Annotated in this window: 16 protein-coding genes, 8 tRNA genes and 1 rRNA gene; all 25 read left to right on the top strand. The window is 48.0% G+C overall.

Features of this window, described 5'->3' with window-relative positions; translation table 11 throughout:
* Positions 1-87: ribosomal RNA gene (locus J2Z28_RS19765) — 23S ribosomal RNA — on the top strand; the annotation flags it as partial.
* A gap of 81 nt (positions 88-168) precedes the next feature.
* Positions 169-260: transfer RNA gene (locus tag J2Z28_RS19760), tRNA-Ser, on the top strand.
* Positions 261-303: 43 nt separating this feature from the next.
* Positions 304-380: transfer RNA gene (locus tag J2Z28_RS19755), tRNA-Met, on the top strand.
* Between the two features lie 9 nt (positions 381-389).
* Positions 390-465, top strand: a tRNA-Val gene (locus J2Z28_RS19750).
* 5 nt (positions 466-470) lie between these two features.
* A tRNA-Thr gene (locus J2Z28_RS19745) sits at positions 471-546 on the top strand.
* Between the two features lie 9 nt (positions 547-555).
* Positions 556-633: transfer RNA gene (locus J2Z28_RS19740), tRNA-Asp, on the top strand.
* A gap of 20 nt (positions 634-653) precedes the next feature.
* A tRNA-Phe gene (locus tag J2Z28_RS19735) sits at positions 654-726 on the top strand.
* A 15-nt stretch (positions 727-741) separates the two neighbouring features.
* Positions 742-827, top strand: a tRNA-Tyr gene (locus J2Z28_RS19730).
* 7 nt (positions 828-834) lie between these two features.
* A tRNA-Lys gene (locus tag J2Z28_RS19725) sits at positions 835-907 on the top strand.
* Positions 908-1,050: 143 nt separating this feature from the next.
* The gene (locus J2Z28_RS19720) at positions 1,051-2,244 is read left to right on the top strand and encodes a PucR family transcriptional regulator (RefSeq protein WP_211083892.1); all 1,194 of its coding nucleotides are present in this window, start codon (positions 1,051-1,053) and stop codon (positions 2,242-2,244) included.
* A gap of 103 nt (positions 2,245-2,347) precedes the next feature.
* Entirely contained in the window at positions 2,348-3,475 is a 1,128-nt protein-coding gene (locus J2Z28_RS19715; RefSeq protein WP_017691279.1) for an ABC transporter ATP-binding protein, read from the top strand.
* A 418-nt stretch (positions 3,476-3,893) separates the two neighbouring features.
* Positions 3,894-4,832 (top strand): HPr(Ser) kinase/phosphatase, encoded by a 939-nt coding sequence (gene hprK, locus J2Z28_RS19710; protein WP_017691278.1) that lies wholly within the window; start codon positions 3,894-3,896, stop codon positions 4,830-4,832.
* Positions 4,833-4,953: 121 nt separating this feature from the next.
* Positions 4,954-5,979, top strand: coding sequence for a prolipoprotein diacylglyceryl transferase (gene lgt, locus J2Z28_RS19705; protein WP_211083890.1), 1,026 nt, complete (start codon positions 4,954-4,956; stop codon positions 5,977-5,979).
* 6 nt (positions 5,980-5,985) lie between these two features.
* Positions 5,986-6,642 carry a pyrophosphatase PpaX gene (ppaX, locus tag J2Z28_RS19700; RefSeq protein ID WP_211083888.1) on the top strand — a complete coding sequence of 219 codons (657 nt, stop codon included), beginning with the start codon at positions 5,986-5,988 and terminating at the stop codon, positions 6,640-6,642.
* Entirely contained in the window at positions 6,639-7,181 is a 543-nt protein-coding gene (locus J2Z28_RS19695) for an acyltransferase (protein ID WP_036616162.1), read from the top strand. The genes ppaX and J2Z28_RS19695 overlap by 4 nt, the downstream gene beginning before the upstream one ends.
* A gap of 390 nt (positions 7,182-7,571) precedes the next feature.
* The gene (locus J2Z28_RS19690; RefSeq protein WP_211083886.1) at positions 7,572-8,771 is read left to right on the top strand and encodes an ATP phosphoribosyltransferase regulatory subunit; all 1,200 of its coding nucleotides are present in this window, start codon (positions 7,572-7,574) and stop codon (positions 8,769-8,771) included.
* A 1-nt stretch (position 8,772) separates the two neighbouring features.
* The gene (hisG, locus tag J2Z28_RS19685) at positions 8,773-9,432 is read left to right on the top strand and encodes an ATP phosphoribosyltransferase (RefSeq protein ID WP_211083885.1); all 660 of its coding nucleotides are present in this window, start codon (positions 8,773-8,775) and stop codon (positions 9,430-9,432) included.
* A 151-nt stretch (positions 9,433-9,583) separates the two neighbouring features.
* On the top strand, positions 9,584-10,897 hold the full coding sequence (gene hisD, locus J2Z28_RS19680; protein WP_211083883.1) for a histidinol dehydrogenase: 1,314 nt from the start codon (positions 9,584-9,586) through the stop codon (positions 10,895-10,897).
* Complete coding sequence (gene hisB, locus J2Z28_RS19675; protein WP_244988418.1) at positions 10,881-11,510, top strand: imidazoleglycerol-phosphate dehydratase HisB; 630 nt, start codon at positions 10,881-10,883, stop codon at positions 11,508-11,510. The genes hisD and hisB overlap by 17 nt, the downstream gene beginning before the upstream one ends.
* Before the next feature lie 3 nt (positions 11,511-11,513).
* Complete coding sequence (gene hisH, locus J2Z28_RS19670) at positions 11,514-12,140, top strand: imidazole glycerol phosphate synthase subunit HisH (RefSeq protein ID WP_211083881.1); 627 nt, start codon at positions 11,514-11,516, stop codon at positions 12,138-12,140.
* A 62-nt stretch (positions 12,141-12,202) separates the two neighbouring features.
* Entirely contained in the window at positions 12,203-12,937 is a 735-nt protein-coding gene (gene hisA, locus J2Z28_RS19665) for a 1-(5-phosphoribosyl)-5-[(5-phosphoribosylamino)methylideneamino]imidazole-4-carboxamide isomerase (RefSeq protein ID WP_047841450.1), read from the top strand.
* Between the two features lie 30 nt (positions 12,938-12,967).
* Complete coding sequence (gene hisF, locus J2Z28_RS19660) at positions 12,968-13,729, top strand: imidazole glycerol phosphate synthase subunit HisF (RefSeq protein ID WP_017691268.1); 762 nt, start codon at positions 12,968-12,970, stop codon at positions 13,727-13,729.
* On the top strand, positions 13,722-14,456 hold the full coding sequence (hisIE, locus tag J2Z28_RS19655; RefSeq protein ID WP_127546306.1) for a bifunctional phosphoribosyl-AMP cyclohydrolase/phosphoribosyl-ATP diphosphatase HisIE: 735 nt from the start codon (positions 13,722-13,724) through the stop codon (positions 14,454-14,456). Before hisF ends, hisIE begins: the two co-directional genes overlap by 8 nt.
* Before the next feature lie 12 nt (positions 14,457-14,468).
* Entirely contained in the window at positions 14,469-15,293 is an 825-nt protein-coding gene (gene hisJ, locus J2Z28_RS19650; protein ID WP_211083879.1) for a histidinol-phosphatase HisJ, read from the top strand.
* Between the two features lie 264 nt (positions 15,294-15,557).
* Positions 15,558-16,505: a ribose-phosphate diphosphokinase gene (locus J2Z28_RS19645; protein ID WP_036616184.1), complete on the top strand. Its 948-nt coding sequence runs from the start codon at positions 15,558-15,560 to the stop codon at positions 16,503-16,505.
* Positions 16,506-16,590 lie beyond the last annotated feature (85 nt).

Below are 16,590 nucleotides of genomic sequence, written 5' to 3'. Positions count from 1 at the left end.
TTGAAGACGACGAGGTAGATAGGCTGGGGGTGGAAGTGCAGCAATGCATGGAGCTGACCAGTACTAATCGGTCGAGGGCTTATCCAATAGCAAGTGATAATTCGCATGTTTCGTTTCGAATCTAGTTTTCAGGGAGCAATCCTTGAATGATGTTGATGATTGTTATTTGGAGAGATACCCAAGTGGCTATAAGGGGACCCTCTGCTAAGGGGTTAGACTGCGTAAGCGGTGCGAGGGTTCGAATCCCTCTCTCTCCGCCATCTTTACCTAAAGATGGACAAGCAATCAAGACACAATTAATATGGCGGTGTAGCTCAGCTGGCTAGAGCGTACGGTTCATACCCGTAAGGTCGGGGGTTCGATCCCCTCCGCCGCTACCATATTACCCAGGAGGCTTAGCTCAGCTGGGAGAGCATCTGCCTTACAAGCAGAGGGTCGGGGGTTCGATCCCCTCAGCCTCCACCATATACGCCGGTGTAGCTCAACTGGTAGAGCAACTGACTTGTAATCAGTAGGTTGGGGGTTCAAGTCCTCTCGCCGGCACCATTAATGCCTGGAACCGTGGTGTAGTTGGCCTAACATGCCTGCCTGTCACGCAGGAGATCGCGGGTTCGAATCCCGTCGGTTCCGCCATTAATCCTAAAATTAAATAAGGCTCGGTAGCTCAGTCGGTAGAGCAGAGGACTGAAAATCCTCGTGTCGGCGGTTCGATTCCGTCCCGAGCCACTTTTATTTAACCTTGGAGGATTAGCGAAGCGGCCAAACGCATCAGACTGTAAATCTGCTCCCGTACGGGTTCGGTGGTTCGAATCCATCATCCTCCACCAGTTTCATGAGTCATTAGCTCAGTTGGTAGAGCACCTGACTTTTAATCAGGGTGTCGAAGGTTCGAGCCCTTCATGACTCATCTCTAAGAAAAGAGTGATTAATCATTAATTTGATTAGTCGCTCTTTTTTGTTGTGTGATTTTATCTCAATATCGATATTTATTAATGCTGGGCAAGATATGATAAACTAATAGAAAACATGCAGAGTGGTGACGTTCATTATATGAAGCTCATACCTGATCTAAAACAGCAAATTGAAGTCATTATAGGCACAACTTTGGACGAATATGAAATTACAATACAAGAATGGACGCAATCCGTTGCGAATCTGGTTGGTCGACATGAAAATTCAGAGACCTTTGGTGATGAGGGTGAGCATCAGGAGGTATCTGATCAATCTGCATCTCCAATTTCATCCGATGTGATCAGTTTGAATACGGGAAAGCGTATATTTTTTAAGGTTCGGATGAATGAGCAAGAAGAGACTGTCGTGTGTTGGGGATGCCCTGCAAAATCTATTACCGTGGAAACACGACAATTGATTGAGCTTTTAATCCGTACTAACTCGGCTCTACCCGATGAGGTACAACCTGTTATATATGAGAATGATAGGGAACAGTATTTGACTGAATTGGGTCTCTGGCTTAAAGGGCAGATCGAACAATCAACCAAGCAGGAATCTGAAGTGGTTCCTGATCGCTTTGTGGTGCCCGCAGGATTAAATGCTGAGAAGATTCTGTTCTTACTGCAAGGGGATACACCGGATGCACACCGTTTACGATCAAAGGAACTCAACAAGTTGCTTGAGAGTTACTTTGGCGAGGAAATTGTCTTGATTCCTTTGGGGGAGCAAGAGTGGGTTTTCATGGGTGATAAAGAAATTGTTACCGAAGAAGCTGAGGAAGATACAACGGAGGCCAAAAAGGATTCATTGAACGCTTTTTGTCTAGGATTACATGAATTGGTTGCCAGTGAGTGGGCTGGGGTGTTCCATCTGTCTGCTTCTCTGCCATGCATTCCTGCACAACAACTTGTATCGGTCACAGCTCTTCTTAAAGAAAGTGTTCACTTGGGTAGAGCATTCCATGTCACGCAGCATATTCATCTCCCATGGGATCTTCACCTGGAGCGGTTGGTAGCGAGCATACCAGATGATCAACGTACACGTTTTATACAAGAAACAGGCAAAGATACGGTAATCTTCAATGACAGTGAGACACTTGCTACGCTGGAGACCTTTTTTAGCCTGGACTGTAATGTCAGCGAGACAGCGAAACGACTTTTCATCCATCGTAATACGTTGGTTTATCGTCTGGACAAGATCAAACAGGAGATTGGTTACGATGTGAGGCACTTTGAAAGTGCTGTTCTAGTGCAGTTTTTACTACTAATGTACAAAGTGACGAAAAAGCATTGATATTTTTGTGCAGTTTGCGAATAGTCAAACCTCACGTAAGTAGGGTATTATAAAAATACAAATTGTATTCGATTACAAAATGATCTCTGAGGAGGCAACAATCATGGCTGGAGTACGTTTAGAGCATATTTTCAAAAAATACCCGGGTTCTGATAAAGCAACTGTAGTTGACATTAACCTGGACATTAAAGATAAAGAATTTCTGGTACTGGTAGGTCCGTCCGGTTGTGGTAAATCAACAACACTTCGTATGATCGCAGGCCTTGAGGAAATTTCTGAAGGTAAACTCTATATCGGTGACCGTGTCGTTAATGATGTTGCACCTAAAGACCGCGATATCGCGATGGTATTCCAATCCTACGCCTTGTATCCGCATATGAGCGTATATCAAAACATGGCGTTTGGTTTGAAATTGCGTAAGGTTAAAAAAGATGAGATCGACAAACGTGTACGTGAAGCAGCTAAAATCCTGGATATCGAACATTTGCTTGAGCGTAAACCTAAAGCATTGTCCGGTGGTCAACGTCAACGTGTCGCTTTGGGACGTGCGATTGTCCGTGATCCACAAGTGTTCTTGATGGATGAGCCTCTCTCCAACTTGGATGCCAAACTGCGTGGTCAAATGCGTGCTGAGATCACTAAACTTGCGAAACGTTTGGAAACAACTGTTATCTACGTAACGCATGACCAGATCGAAGCTATGACGATGGGTGATCGGATCGTTGTTATGAAGGATGGTATCATCCAACAAGCAGCTTCTCCGGAAGAGTTGTACAACCTGCCGGCTAACCTGTTCGTAGCTGGTTTCATCGGTTCCCCGACAATGAACTTTATCTCGGGTAAACTCGCTGAGCAAGGTACTAGCATGCATTTCATAGCTCCTGGTGTGGATGTTGAAATCCCGCAAGGTAAAGCACAAGTGTTGAAATCTAGAGGATACATTGGTAAAGAAGTGATTCTGGGTGTTCGTCCAGAAGACATTCACGAAGAGCCAGTATTCCTGGAAGCTTCCCCGAACTCTGTATTTTCTACACACGTAGATGTTACAGAGAACCTGGGTCACGAAATGCTCCTCTACTTGAGCGGTGTTGGTAATGATACAACGATCGCACGTGTAGACGGACGTTCTAACACTCGTGATGGTTCCACAGTTAAAATGGCCATCGACATGAACAAAGTTCATATCTTTGACAAAGAGACTGAAGTGAACGTACTTCTTCAAGACAAATAATACTGGGATTCCTCGGTGACGATGGAACCTGACAGTTAACGCAATTATACATTGTAATGAGAGCCCCTTCCGTTATTGCTGGAAGGGGCTTTTTTAAGATTAATGAATTTATAAGTTTCGGCAGAGTTGAAGGATTAATAATCGTAAGAAAAACACCCCTTAAACTACGAATGTAGTATCCTAGAAGGTGCTTCGATCAGAAGACTTTTCTTACTAATGGTTGTCGGAGGCTGCGATTGCATTCATCTCGGAATTCATTTAAGATTATTTGAAGGTCTGTCTTCATTTATTTGAGAGAATCGACTGTTGGAAGGGTATGCATTCTGTACCCCATGTTGTGAATGCGCTAATAATGGAAATAACTGATACACGATCTGATGTACATAGAGGGACAGCTAATGCTGAAAGGAAGAGACAAATGGCGAAAAAAGTGAAAGTATCTGAACTGGTGCAGCAATTTCAGTTGGAGGTTGTTTCTGGATCTCACGGATTGAAAAGAGTCATTACGGTAGATGACCTGAACCGTCCTGGTCTGGAAATGGCCGGTTATTTTGAATACCATCCACAAGAACGGGTACAGCTGCTTGGAAGAACGGAGTTAGCTTTCTTTGCAATGTTACCTGAGCAAGAGCGGCGAGATCGTATGCAACGTCTTTGTACGGAAGAGACGCCTTGTATCGTTGTCACGCGTGGACTGGAAGTTCCGCAAGAGCTGATTGATATCAGTGAAGAGCAGAATCTGGCTGTACTTCGCAGCAACATGGCTACTACGATTCTATCCAGCCGGATCACGGGATTCCTGGAAAAGAAATTGGCACCAACAGCAACCATTCACGGTGTACTTTGTGATGTCTATGGCGTAGGTATGCTGATCACAGGTAGCAGCGGTATTGGTAAGAGTGAAACAGCGCTTGAACTGGTGAAACGTGGACACCGACTGATTGCCGATGATGCGGTAGAGATCCGCCAAACGTCAGATTTTCAGCTGCACGGTACTGCACCAGAATTGATCCGCCACTTGCTCGAGATTCGAGGTGTCGGTATTATCAACGTCATGACATTGTTCGGGGCTGGTGCGGTTCGGAATAACAAACGGATTACTTTGGTTGTACGTCTGGAAGCATGGCAGCAGGATAAACAATATGATCGTCTGGGTCTGGATGAAGAGACTACACGTATCATTGATACGGATGTACCTCTCGTTACGATTCCTGTTCGTCCGGGACGGAACTTGGCGGTTATTATTGAAGTGGCAGGTATGAACTATCGCCTGAAACAGATGGGTCTGAATGCTGCACTGCAATTCACGAATAAGCTGACAGCAACCATCTCGGAAGATATGGAAGACATGGATTAAGAAACATTTTATACAAGGAAATGAAGATAAATGGTTGACATGTACTGCTTCTCTTAAGGCGCAGTGTATGCCAACCATTCGTCATGCGTGCGATTGATTGAATAAATAGGAGTGTGAATGAATGGATACATTATTACTGTTGAACCCGATTGCGTTCTCTATTGGAGCGTTAAAGGTTCACTGGTACGGGCTTATTCTTGGTGCTGCGGCACTTATAGGACTCCTGCTCGTGATCCGGGAGGGCAAACGTTACAATATTCCACAGGAAGTGTTCATGGACATGGTCTTGCTGGGCGTGCCTTCTGCCATCATTGGTGCCCGCATCTACTACGTCGCATTTAAATGGGAAGATTATAAAGATAATTTCTGGGATGTCTTTAAAATATGGAATGGCGGTATCGCCATCTATGGTGCCCTTATTGGTGCAATCATCTGTGCAGTTATTTTCTTCCGTCGTAAAGGGTATAACTTCTGGCGTATGGCCGATATCTGTGCGCCTGGACTGCTCGTTGGACAGTTGATCGGACGCTGGGGGAACTTTGTGAATCAGGAAGCCTACGGCGGTCCTGTAGAAGAATCATTTTTGAGAGACAAGCTTCATCTGCCGGACTTTATTGTGAATCAAATGAACGTAGAAGGCGTATTCCACCATCCTGCATTTTTGTATGAATCGATGTGGAGTCTCGTTGGTCTGGTCTTGCTGCTGGTTCTGCGTCGTCAGAAGTTTCTGCGTTCAGGTGAACTGTTCATGTCTTATTTCATCTGGTACTCTATCGGTCGCTTCTTCATTGAAGCTCTACGTACGGATAGTCTTGGCTTCCAGGCTCCGCAATGGGTCGCTTCATTAGTGAACGGGCTATGGTCTCCAATGACTGCAATGGGCTTTGAACAAGGATATCTTGATCCTGCTTACGGTAACGTAAGAATCTCGCAACTGCTCGCGATTGGCATCATTATTGTTGCTGTTGTATTCATTGTGGTGAGAAGAGTGACAGGTAAAGCAGATGTTCGTTATAGTGATCCGATTGTATCGTCCAAAGTTACCTCAGATGATATGGAGCATACGGGAAGAGTTGCTGGCAAAGAGAATAAGTTAACACCTCCAGCCAAAGATGAATCCAAGCAAGTTGATGATAAAAAGGAGTAATGCAACATGATTGACACGGTATTGTTTGATCTGGACGGAACGATTATTGATACCAATGAGTTGATTATCAGCTCATTCCAGCATGTCATGGGGGGATGGGAGCATTCAGCTCCATGGACTCGGGAACAGATCATTCCACATATGGGTGGCACACTGGAGCAGCAAATGCGTACCTTTTCTGGCCAGGAGGAAGTCTCCGAGTACGTGAAAGGTTACCGTGCTTATAATGATATCCATCATGAAGCGATGGTTAGACCTTTTCCACATGTTATTGAGGTAGTAGAGGCGCTGCATCAGGCTGGCATTGTGATGGGTGTGGTCACAACCAAAATTCGTCCATCTACATTAAAGGTGTTGGAGCGTTTTGACCTACTGAAATATATGAAGACGATTGTAACAGTGACCGATGTGACGAATCCGAAGCCACACGCTGAACCGGTACTGAAAGCGATGACGGAACTGGGTGCAGATCCTGCCAAAACGTTAATGGTGGGTGACAGTCCAGTGGATATTCAATCGGCTCAAAATGCGGGCGCACTCTCGGCGGGGGTTGCATGGTCCCTTAAAGGGGAAACAATCCTGAACGGATATGGTCCTGATCACATGTTGCACGATATGAGAGACTTGTTGAAACTCATCCGGGTTGAAACGGGACGTTCATGAGAAAAGTAACCCGCTATCCGGTAGAGGACCAGAATGCACTTTGGCATATCTACAAGACAGTGAGTCCGTGGAAGGGCGTTCGTAATTTTATCTGGATCCAGTTGTCACGCTATTGTCCGATCCTATCGGTGAAGAATTGGATTTACCGCCGAATGCTCGGTATGAAGGTAGGAAAACACACGGCCTTTGGCCTGATGGTGATGGTGGATGTGTTTTTTCCGGAGAAAATAACGGTCGGCGAAAACTCTGTCATCGGTTACAACACAACGATTCTCGCTCATGAGTATCTCATTAAGGAGTACAGGCTCGGTGAGGTGATTATCGGGGAAAATGTACTGATTGGTGCTAACACAACGATTCTGCCCGGGGTAACCATAGGGGATGGAGCCGTTGTAGCTGCTGGAGCAGTCGTACATAAGGATGTTGCTCCAGGAGCTTTTGTTGGAGGTAATCCACTACGTGATTTATCCCGCGCGGCAGCTTCTACGGAAGAAACTGTCTTTAACACGGATGATTCTTCTCAGGGTAGTGTGCATTGAGTCAATAAAGTAATGAATGAAGATGTGTTGAAGTAAAAAGCTGCTTATGGCAGCTTTTTTCGTATATAAATACCGATTGGCGAGTGTAACGGTGTGTATATAAAAACGATATGTTGATCCAAGGGCAATCAAGCTTTGGTATTGTTGACGGTAGTGCGGATTTCATGTTATCATATCCCATATCCTTTAGTTTGTTAGCACTTTACCATGTGAAAGTATTCTTGGAGAAATGAAGCATGATAAAGATTGAACTAAACCAATAGTTGAAGGCTTATGCGATAATACTGTGATTCAGGTTTATAAGATAGATTGGGGATTTACACTACATAAATCCTGTTGAAATAGAACGAGTGCAACTCTTAAATTACTGACTCGGGGTGAATATTACCAATGTCCAAACCAAAAGGTTTTGAAAAACCGACCGGATTCCGCGACTATACACCACATGTAGTATCCAAGCTGCGGACGATTGAACGCAATGTACTGGAATGTATGGAACGCTGGGGTTACCGTCAGATCATCACACCAACGATTGAATATTACGATACGGTAGGTGTGGCAAGCTCTACATCAGATCGTAAATTATTTAAATTGCTAAACAGCAGGGGAACCACACTGGTACTCAGATCGGATCTAACGGCTCCAATTGCACGCGTCGTTTCATCCATGCTCAAAGATGAGCAGTTGCCGCTGCGTCTGTCCTATCATGCGAACGTATTCCGTTCTATTGAGGAGGAAGCTGGACGTGAAGCTGAATTCTTTCAGACAGGCGTGGAGTTGGTTGGAGACGACTCACCTGAGGCGGATGCAGAAGTTGTTGCGCTTGCGATCGCCTCTTTGCAGGCAGCGGGAGTGTCTTCTTTTAAAATAGCGATGGGTCATATGGGATTCCTGAACGGATTACTGGAGGAAGTGATTCCAGGCCAGACCGCTGAGCAGGAGCAATTGAAGGAAGGGTTGCTCGGACGTGATTATGTCGGCTATCGCCAGTCAATTGAAGCATTGAATCTGGAGCCGAAGTTGAAAGAACAGCTTGAAGCGATCCTGCGTCTGCGTGGTGGTAAGGAAGTATGCACACATGCGGTAGAGCTAAGTTCAAGTGCTGAAGCAGCACAGTCGATTGCACATCTGTGTGCCGTATTCGAAGTGTTGGAGGCGTACGGTGTATCCGAGCATGTGCTGATTGATCTGACGATGATCGGTGATTTCTCCTATTATACGGGCATGACCTTTGAAGGGTATGCAGCCGAACTGGGATCTCCGGTATGTAGCGGCGGACGGTATGATAATCTGTTACAACAGTTTGGTCGTTCATTGCCAGCTACAGGATTTGCACTGAAAACGAACCGTATTATTGATGGTGTTCATGGCATTATCATTGAAGAGAAAAAACCGATACTTATCCAATATAGCCCGAAACGTCGGGCCGAGGCACTAACAGAAGCAGCAAGATTACGCAGTATGGGACAAAATGTAGTGACACTCCTCCTTCCTGAAGACGGGGCTGAGGCAAGTGCCGTATCAGGTGGAGCAACAACCGTTCAGGCGGAGCAGGTTATTACTTACGGATCTGAAGAAGGAGGACGCTGAGATGTCGGATATTCTGAAGGTGGCCATGCCGAAGGGCCGAATCTATAAAAAAGCCTCCAAGTTGTTCCGTGAAGCGGGGCTGGATATTCCAGAAGACGTGGACGATACACGCAGACTGGTCATTGAAGTACCGGAAGCGGGAATGGAATTCATTATGGCGAAGCCCGTAGATGTTCCAACATATGTGGAGTACGGTGTTGCTGATATCGGAATTGTTGGTAAAGACGTGCTACTGGAGGAAGATCGGGATGTGTACGAACTGTTGAATCTGGGAATCGCTCAGTGCCGTATGTCTGTGATCGGACTTCCAGACTGGAAGCCAGGCATCCAGCAACGTGTTGCAACGAAGTATCCAAGGATTGCTTCACAGTATTTTCGGGAGCAGGGGCAGCAGGTCGAGGTGATTAAGCTGAATGGCTCCATTGAGCTTGCACCCCTGATTGGTTTGGCAGATCGAATCGTCGATCTGGTAGAGACAGGTCAGACGCTGCGTGAGAACGGACTCGTCGAAATCACGGGTATTCTGGAGATTACTAGCCGTCTTATCGCCAATCGGGTAAGTTATCGAATGAAAAATGCACGAATTCAGGCCTTGTGTGATGCACTTCAGCAGGTCATTCCGGCATCGAATGAGATATCGGCGGGAAGCTTTCGGGGATAATCTACTGTGTCGGATATATAGATGAGAAACATGCAAAGCAGAAGCAGAAGCAGAAGCAAAAGTAAGAGTAAGAGTAAGAGTAAGAGACAAAATAAAGAAGCAAATCGGCCACAAGAAGGCAGGTATTACAGAGGATGAGGAGGTTGTACGTATGAAAATTGTACCTGCACGGGAGTTTGATCTGAAGCGGGAAGTGGAGTATGGCACACCGCAGCAAAATGAAACGGTACGGCAGATTGTCAGCGACATTCGCCGTGAGGGTGATGCGGCACTGCTGCGTTACACGGAGCAGCTGGACCGTACAAAGCTGACGGCCGCGGATTTGCGCGTGCCGCAGGAAGAGCTGCAGGCGGCTTATGCAGCCGTGGAGCCATCCTTTGTGACGGCGATTCGGCAAGCCGCCGCCAACATTCGTGCGTTTCACGAGAAACAGAAACGCAACTCGTGGATGGATTGGCAGCCGGACGGCAGCCTGCTGGGCCAGGTCATCCGACCGCTGAAGCGGGTCGGCGTCTATGTACCTGGCGGCAAAGCAGCGTATCCATCGTCAGTGCTGATGAATGTGATTCCGGCACAGGTGGCAGGCGTGCCGGAGATTGTTGTCGTGACGCCGCCGTCAACGAACGGTGGCGAAGGTATTAACCCGTACATCCTCGTTGCTGCTGCGGAAGCAGGCGTGAGCGAGATGTACCGGGTTGGCGGCGCTCAAGCTATCGCCGCCCTGGCTTACGGCACGGAGAGTATTGCACCGGTCGACAAGATCTGTGGACCGGGCAATATTTACGTGGCGCTCGCGAAGCGCGAGGTGTACGGTGCGGTCGATATCGATAGTATCGCCGGGCCGAGTGAGATTGTGGTGCTCGCCGATGATACGGCGAATCCGGTGTACGTCGCCGCCGACCTATTGTCGCAGGCGGAACATGACGAGATGGCATCGGCCATTCTCGTCACGAATTCGGCCACGCTGGCGGAAGCCGTGCAGGGCGAAGTGCAGCGGCAGCTTGAAGTGCTACCGCGACGTGATATCGCTGCTGCTTCCGTGGAGCAGTATGGCGCGATTATTGTGGTCGATTCCATCGATGAGGGAATCGACGTGGTGAACCGACTTGCACCGGAGCATCTGGAGATCATGGTGCAGGAGCCAATGGCTTACGCTGGCCGGATCGAGAATGCCGGTGCGATCTTCCTCGGCCCGTACAGCTCGGAGCCAGTAGGCGATTATTTTGCCGGACCAAATCACATTATTCCGACCAATGGAACCGCGCGATTCAGTTCGCCAGTGGACGTGGATGATTTTATCAAAAAATCGAGTCTGATCTATTATAGTAAAGAAGCGCTGCTGCAGAACGGAGCGGCTATTATAGAGTTGGCCCGCCATGAGGGTCTTGAAGGGCATGCCCGTGCAATCGCTGTACGGTTAGAACAGGAAGGAAAGGCGGAATCGGACAATGGAAAAGCAAAATAATGGTGTGGAACTTGAAAACAAAGGTGCAGTGCGCCAAGCAGAGGTTGACCGCAAAACAAACGAGACCAATATCCAATTGGCCTTTACTGTAGATGGAACAGGACAATCCACGATTGAAACGGATGTACCTTTCCTGAACCATATGCTGGATTTGTTCACGAAGCACGGACAATTCGACCTTAATGTACATGCCCGTGGTGATATTGATATTGACGATCATCACACGGTTGAAGACATCGGAATCTGTCTGGGACAGACGTTGCGAGAAGCGTTGGGTGATAAACGCGGTATTAAGCGTTACGCCAGTGTTTTTGTACCGATGGACGAGGCGCTCGCCCAGGTCATTATTGATGTGAGTAACCGACCTCACTTTGAATACCGTGCAGAATACCCATCCCAACAGGTAGGCAGTTTCTCCACGGAGCTGGTACATGAATTCCTGTGGAAATTGGCGCTGGAAGCTCGGATTACGTTACATGTCATTGTGCACTATGGTCAGAACACCCACCACATGATTGAAGCGATCTTTAAGGCGCTGGGACGTGCACTGGATGAAGCAACGATGATTGATCCACGTGTAACGGGTGTGCCTTCTACGAAGGGAGTGCTGTAGACGATGGCGATTGCAATTGTCGATTACGGTATGGGGAACCTGCACAGCGTCGGCAAAGCGGTCGAACGTCTTGGCTACGAAGCGCTGGTCACGGGTGACCGGGAAAAGATTCTTGGCGCAGATGGTGTCATTCTGCCAGGCGTAGGTGCTTTTGGTGATGCGATGGTTCATCTGCGGGAGAGTGGACTGGATACGGTGGTGAAGGAAGCCGCTGCCGGGTCCAAGCCACTGCTCGGTATCTGTCTGGGCATGCAATTGTTGTTCAGCTCAAGTGAAGAGCATGGCGAGCATGAGGGACTGGATATTTTGCCAGGTAAAGTGGTGCGATTCGCACCAGGAAAGCTGAAAGTTCCTCATATGGGATGGAACCGTTTGGAATTCCTGCACGCGGAAAATCCGCTATTTACGGGGCTTGAGGCAGGTCACGTCTATTTTGTCCATTCCTATCATGCGCTTACTGAAAACAGGGACGATTTGCTGGCGGTAACGGATTACGGACATCCGGTGACAGCCATTGTAGGCAGAGGGTCCAACTTCGGTATGCAATTCCACCCGGAGAAAAGTGGAGAGCTTGGTATGAAGCTGCTCGGCAACTTTTTGGCCCTGACAGGAGCACCTGTACAAAGGTAAAACATCATCTCTTTTTAACTATAGAAAGCGTACAAATCTAATTCATATTCAGGAGGCCTTGTATGTCATCTTTTATCCTATATCCGGCGATTGATATCCGGGACGGCAAATGTGTAAGACTGGTGCAGGGAGATTATAATCAGGAGACCGTGTATAACGATGACCCGGTTCAAGTAGCTCTATCCTGGGAGAAACAAGGCGGTACATACGTTCATCTGGTGGATCTGGATGGTGCGAAAGCAGGGCACCCTGTTAACGATGAGCTGATCGGGCGGATTGCCTCGGCTGTGAACGTACCTGTTCAGGTAGGTGGTGGACTTCGTACGGTAGCTGATGTAGAACGTTTGCTGGGTCTGGGTGTTAGCCGGCTGATCATTGGAACAGCAGCGATTGAGGATCGTGCTTTTACAGAGGAAGTACTGGGACGTTATGGCGACAAAGTGGCAATTGGCATCGACGCTCGTAACGGTTACGTGGCAACTCGCGGTTGGCTTGAAACATCGGAAGTGCAAGCAGAGGTACTCGCAAAGGAATTGGCGGCGTATGGGGCAGAAACGTTTATCTTTACGGATATTTCCCGTGATGGCATGATGCAGGGTCCTAATGTGGAAGCGATTGTGTCTCTAGCCAAGGCAAGCGGACGGACGGTTATTGCTTCCGGCGGTGTAAGTGTAATGGATGATCTGCTTCGTCTGAGTCGTCATGCGGATGATGGTGTTGGTGGAGCGATCGTGGGTAAAGCACTGTATACTGGGAGTATCGATCTGTCTGAGGCAGTACGTGCGGTCAATAAGTAAGGGATATTCGGGTAGAGAGGAAGAGGTAGCATGCTGGCAAAAAGAATCATCCCCTGTCTGGACGTGAAGGACGGCCGGGTCGTCAAAGGCGTCAACTTCGTTAATCTCCGCGATGCGGGTGATCCGGTAGAGCTGGCGGCACTATATGACCGCGAGGGCGCGGACGAATTGGTGTTTCTCGATATCTCCGCTTCGGTAGAAGGGCGCGAAACGATGGAAGAAGTCGTGCGGCAGACGGCGGGCGAGATCGCTATTCCCTTTACGGTAGGTGGTGGCATCTCTAAGGTAGAGGACATGAAGCGGATTCTCCGTGCAGGTGCGGATAAAATTGCAGTGAATACAGCCGCGGTACTTAATCCGCAGTTGATTGCAGATGGTGCACGTCGCTTTGGCTCGCAGTGTATCGTGGTAGCGATCGATGCCAAGTATAACGAAGCTTGGGGCGAGTGGGAAGTCTATACCCATGGTGGACGGAAACCCTCCGGGATCAAGGCGCTGGAATGGGTTAAACAGGCTGAGAGCTTGGGCGCGGGGGAGATTCTTCTCACAAGTATGGACGCGGACGGAACAAAAGACGGCTTTGATCTGAAGCTGACGGCAGCGGTATCCGAATCTGTGCGTATTCCAGTCATCGCATCGGGCGGTGCGGGCAAGGAATCTCATTTCTATGATGTATTTACCACAGGCAAAGCGGACGCAGGGCTGGCCGCAACGATTTTCCATTACAAAGAAATCGCCGTACCGGCGTTAAAACAACATTTGAGAGAACAAGGGGTGGAGATCCGTGACTAAAGTGAGCGATGAAATCAAGGAACAGTTGTCCTTGGAACAGGTTGTGGAACACATTCGTTGGAGTGACGGATTGGTTCCTGCCATTGTGCAGGATGTGGATACTCGGGAAGTCTTAATGATGGCTTATATGAATCGCGAATCTCTGAAGTTGTCGCTTGAATCCGGTGAGACGTGGTTCTGGTCACGCTCGCGTCAGGAGTTGTGGCATAAAGGGGCAACATCTGGCAACGTGCAGACGATTACTTCCCTAAAATATGATTGTGACGGCGATACCTTGTTGGTTGAGGTGAAACCGAACGGTCCGGCTTGCCATACAGGGGCGGTAACTTGTTTCCATAATGAGATCATTGGCTTGCCAGAGAAATCGGCAGACAAGGCTTCGGATGAAGCGGGTGCGGCATCTGCTTCTGCAAGTTCCGGTTCCGAAAGTCGCTTTGAGGTATTGGCTGAACTGGAATCCGTTATTGCAGAGCGTGAACGTGAGCGTCCTGAGGGTGCATATACAACGTATCTGTTTGATAAAGGTGTAGACAAAATACTGAAAAAAATCGGTGAAGAAGCGTCCGAGACAATCATCGCCGCCAAAAATAAAGATAATGACGAGCTTCGTCTGGAAGTCAGTGACCTGATGTATCACCTGCTCGTCCTGTTACAAGAACGCAAGCTGCCGCTGGACGACATTATGTCAGAGCTGAGCCGCCGTCATGAACGGCCTCGCCGCGATTAGGAGGCGAGTTTCGTGCGTATAGACTATCATACACACCATGAGCGGTGTGGACATGCCGTTGGCAAACTGGAAGAGTACGTACAGCGTGGTGTGGAGATCGGACTATCCCAGATTGGATTGTCCGATCACATGCCATTGTTGCATGTCGATCCGGCTCAATATTATCCGGAAATGGCGATGCCTATGGATGAACTGCCGCGTTACGTAGAGGAGTGTTTCTCCCTGAAAGAACGTTACCGTGGGCAGATTGACGTACGTGTTGGTCTGGAAGGTGACTATATTGAAGGTTGGGAAACAGAGATCCGTGCAATCATTGAGCGTTATCCATGGGACTATGTGATTGGCTCTGTTCATTTCCTCGGGGAATGGGACATTACGGATTTCCGCCAGACCCATCACTGGGAGGGCAAAGAGATTCTTGAAGTATATCGTCAGTACTACGATGCCGTAAGCAAGGCAGCCGCCACGGGGATGTACGATATTATGGGCCATACGGATGTCATTAAACGGTTTGGCTATGTTCCTTCAACGGAGCAGACAGAAGAACGTATCTCACTGGAGAACGCAGCGTTGCAGGCTATTGCCAAAAGTGGCTGCGCCATGGAGTTGAATGCTTCCGGGTTATCGAAGCCTTGTGCCGAGATGTTCCCTAGTCGCAGAATGCTGACAGAAGCCATTCGCTTGGGTATTCCATTAACCATGGGCTCTGATGCACATGACCCAATGAAGCTGGGCGATTATTTGCCCGAAGCTGAAGCACTTTTGCATGAGTTGGGCTGTACGGAAGTCGCTGTTTTTGAAGGCCGTCATCGCTCGTTCATTCCTTTAAATGTATAAGCCATTAGAGTATAATGAGGGTAGGAAATAACCTTTTAGAGGTAGTTCAAAAAGTCCGCCTTTGATTACGAAGGATGCCTAATGGCATCTTCAGCATCGAAGCTGGAATTCAGCCGAAATGTCCGTTGCTCACGTAGTTTTGCCTACGCTCCGCTACTCCATTTCTAGCTTTATCCCATCTTCTCGGTACTGAAAACCGGTCTTTTTGAACACTCGCTTTTAGATAAGGGATTATATAGGGACTTCAACCCTCGGGAGGGCATTATGCAGCATTCGTTACGTATTTTTTCCGGTTCATCGAACCCTAAGCTGGCAGAACAGGTATGTGACAAGCTGGGTGTACAACTGGGCAAGATCAAGCTGTCCAGGTTCAAGAGCGGAGAAATATACGTTCATTATGAAGAAACGATCCGTAATTGTGATGTGTTTCTGGTACAGTCGTTGTCTCATCCGATCAATGAGCTGTTTGTCGAGCTGTTGGTGATGATTGATGCCGCAAAGAGGGCTTCAGCGCGCACTGTGAACATCATTGTTCCGTATTACGGCTATGCTCGTCAAGAGCGCAAATCCGCTCCACGGGAACCGATCTCGGCCAAGATGGTAGCAGATGTATTAACTACGGCTGGCGCCAATCGAGTGGTAACGATCGACCTGCACGCAGCGGCCATTCAGGGATTCTTCAACATTCCGGTTGACCATATGACATCACTGGATCTGATTAGTGATTATCTGTTAAGCAAAGGAATCGAGAACCCTGTTGTCGTCTCCCCGGATGCGGGACGAGCATCGATGGCAGAGAAGCTGGCGAACCGTCTGGATTCTCCATTTGCCATTATGATCAAGAAACGTCCAAGCCATAATGAATCGGTGATTACCCATGTCATTGGTGATGTAGAAGGACGGACACCTATTATTATTGAGGATCTGATCGACACTGGAACAACCATTCTGAATGTCGTGGAAGGGTTGAAGGAACGTGGCTCCAAAAATGTATATGTATGTGCAACACACGGATTGTTCTCGGATGGTGCAGTAAGTAAATTGAATCACCCGTCAATTGAAGAGGTGGTAGTTACGGACTCGATCGCACTGCCAGATGACCACCCTGAATGCTTCAAAGTGTTACCTGTTGCGCCAATGCTGGCCCGCGCCGTACGCATTATTGTGGATGGTGGCTCCATGGCCACATTGTTTAAGGATTCTGGTATTTAGAGCATCGAAGATATAACGGTGTGCTGCCAGATGAACTGTTCCGTGTCTGAGTTGTTGTCTGCTCAGCACGGTTTTTTTGTTTTGG

The sequence above is a fragment of the Paenibacillus xylanexedens genome (assembly GCF_017874615.1).
In the GTDB taxonomy this organism is placed as follows: Bacteria; Bacillota; Bacilli; order Paenibacillales; family Paenibacillaceae; genus Paenibacillus; species Paenibacillus xylanexedens.
This window is presented reverse-complemented; position numbering and strand designations above follow the sequence as displayed.

Excerpts from the sequence above, each read along its gene's own strand:
- J2Z28_RS19720 (WP_211083892.1), top strand. The coding sequence starts at position 1,051 with ATGAAGCTCATACCTGATCTAAAACAGCAAATTGAAGTCATTATAGGC.
- J2Z28_RS19715 (WP_017691279.1), top strand. The coding sequence starts at position 2,348 with ATGGCTGGAGTACGTTTAGAGCATATTTTCAAAAAATACCCGGGTTCT.
- hprK (WP_017691278.1), top strand. The coding sequence starts at position 3,894 with ATGGCGAAAAAAGTGAAAGTATCTGAACTGGTGCAGCAATTTCAGTTG.
- lgt (WP_211083890.1), top strand. The coding sequence starts at position 4,954 with ATGGATACATTATTACTGTTGAACCCGATTGCGTTCTCTATTGGAGCG.
- ppaX (WP_211083888.1), top strand. The coding sequence starts at position 5,986 with ATGATTGACACGGTATTGTTTGATCTGGACGGAACGATTATTGATACC.
- J2Z28_RS19695 (WP_036616162.1), top strand. The coding sequence starts at position 6,639 with ATGAGAAAAGTAACCCGCTATCCGGTAGAGGACCAGAATGCACTTTGG.
- J2Z28_RS19690 (WP_211083886.1), top strand. The coding sequence starts at position 7,572 with ATGTCCAAACCAAAAGGTTTTGAAAAACCGACCGGATTCCGCGACTAT.
- hisG (WP_211083885.1), top strand. The coding sequence starts at position 8,773 with ATGTCGGATATTCTGAAGGTGGCCATGCCGAAGGGCCGAATCTATAAA.
- hisD (WP_211083883.1), top strand. The coding sequence starts at position 9,584 with ATGAAAATTGTACCTGCACGGGAGTTTGATCTGAAGCGGGAAGTGGAG.
- hisB (WP_244988418.1), top strand. The coding sequence starts at position 10,881 with ATGGAAAAGCAAAATAATGGTGTGGAACTTGAAAACAAAGGTGCAGTG.
- hisH (WP_211083881.1), top strand. The coding sequence starts at position 11,514 with ATGGCGATTGCAATTGTCGATTACGGTATGGGGAACCTGCACAGCGTC.
- hisA (WP_047841450.1), top strand. The coding sequence starts at position 12,203 with ATGTCATCTTTTATCCTATATCCGGCGATTGATATCCGGGACGGCAAA.
- hisF (WP_017691268.1), top strand. The coding sequence starts at position 12,968 with ATGCTGGCAAAAAGAATCATCCCCTGTCTGGACGTGAAGGACGGCCGG.
- J2Z28_RS19645 (WP_036616184.1), top strand. The coding sequence starts at position 15,558 with ATGCAGCATTCGTTACGTATTTTTTCCGGTTCATCGAACCCTAAGCTG.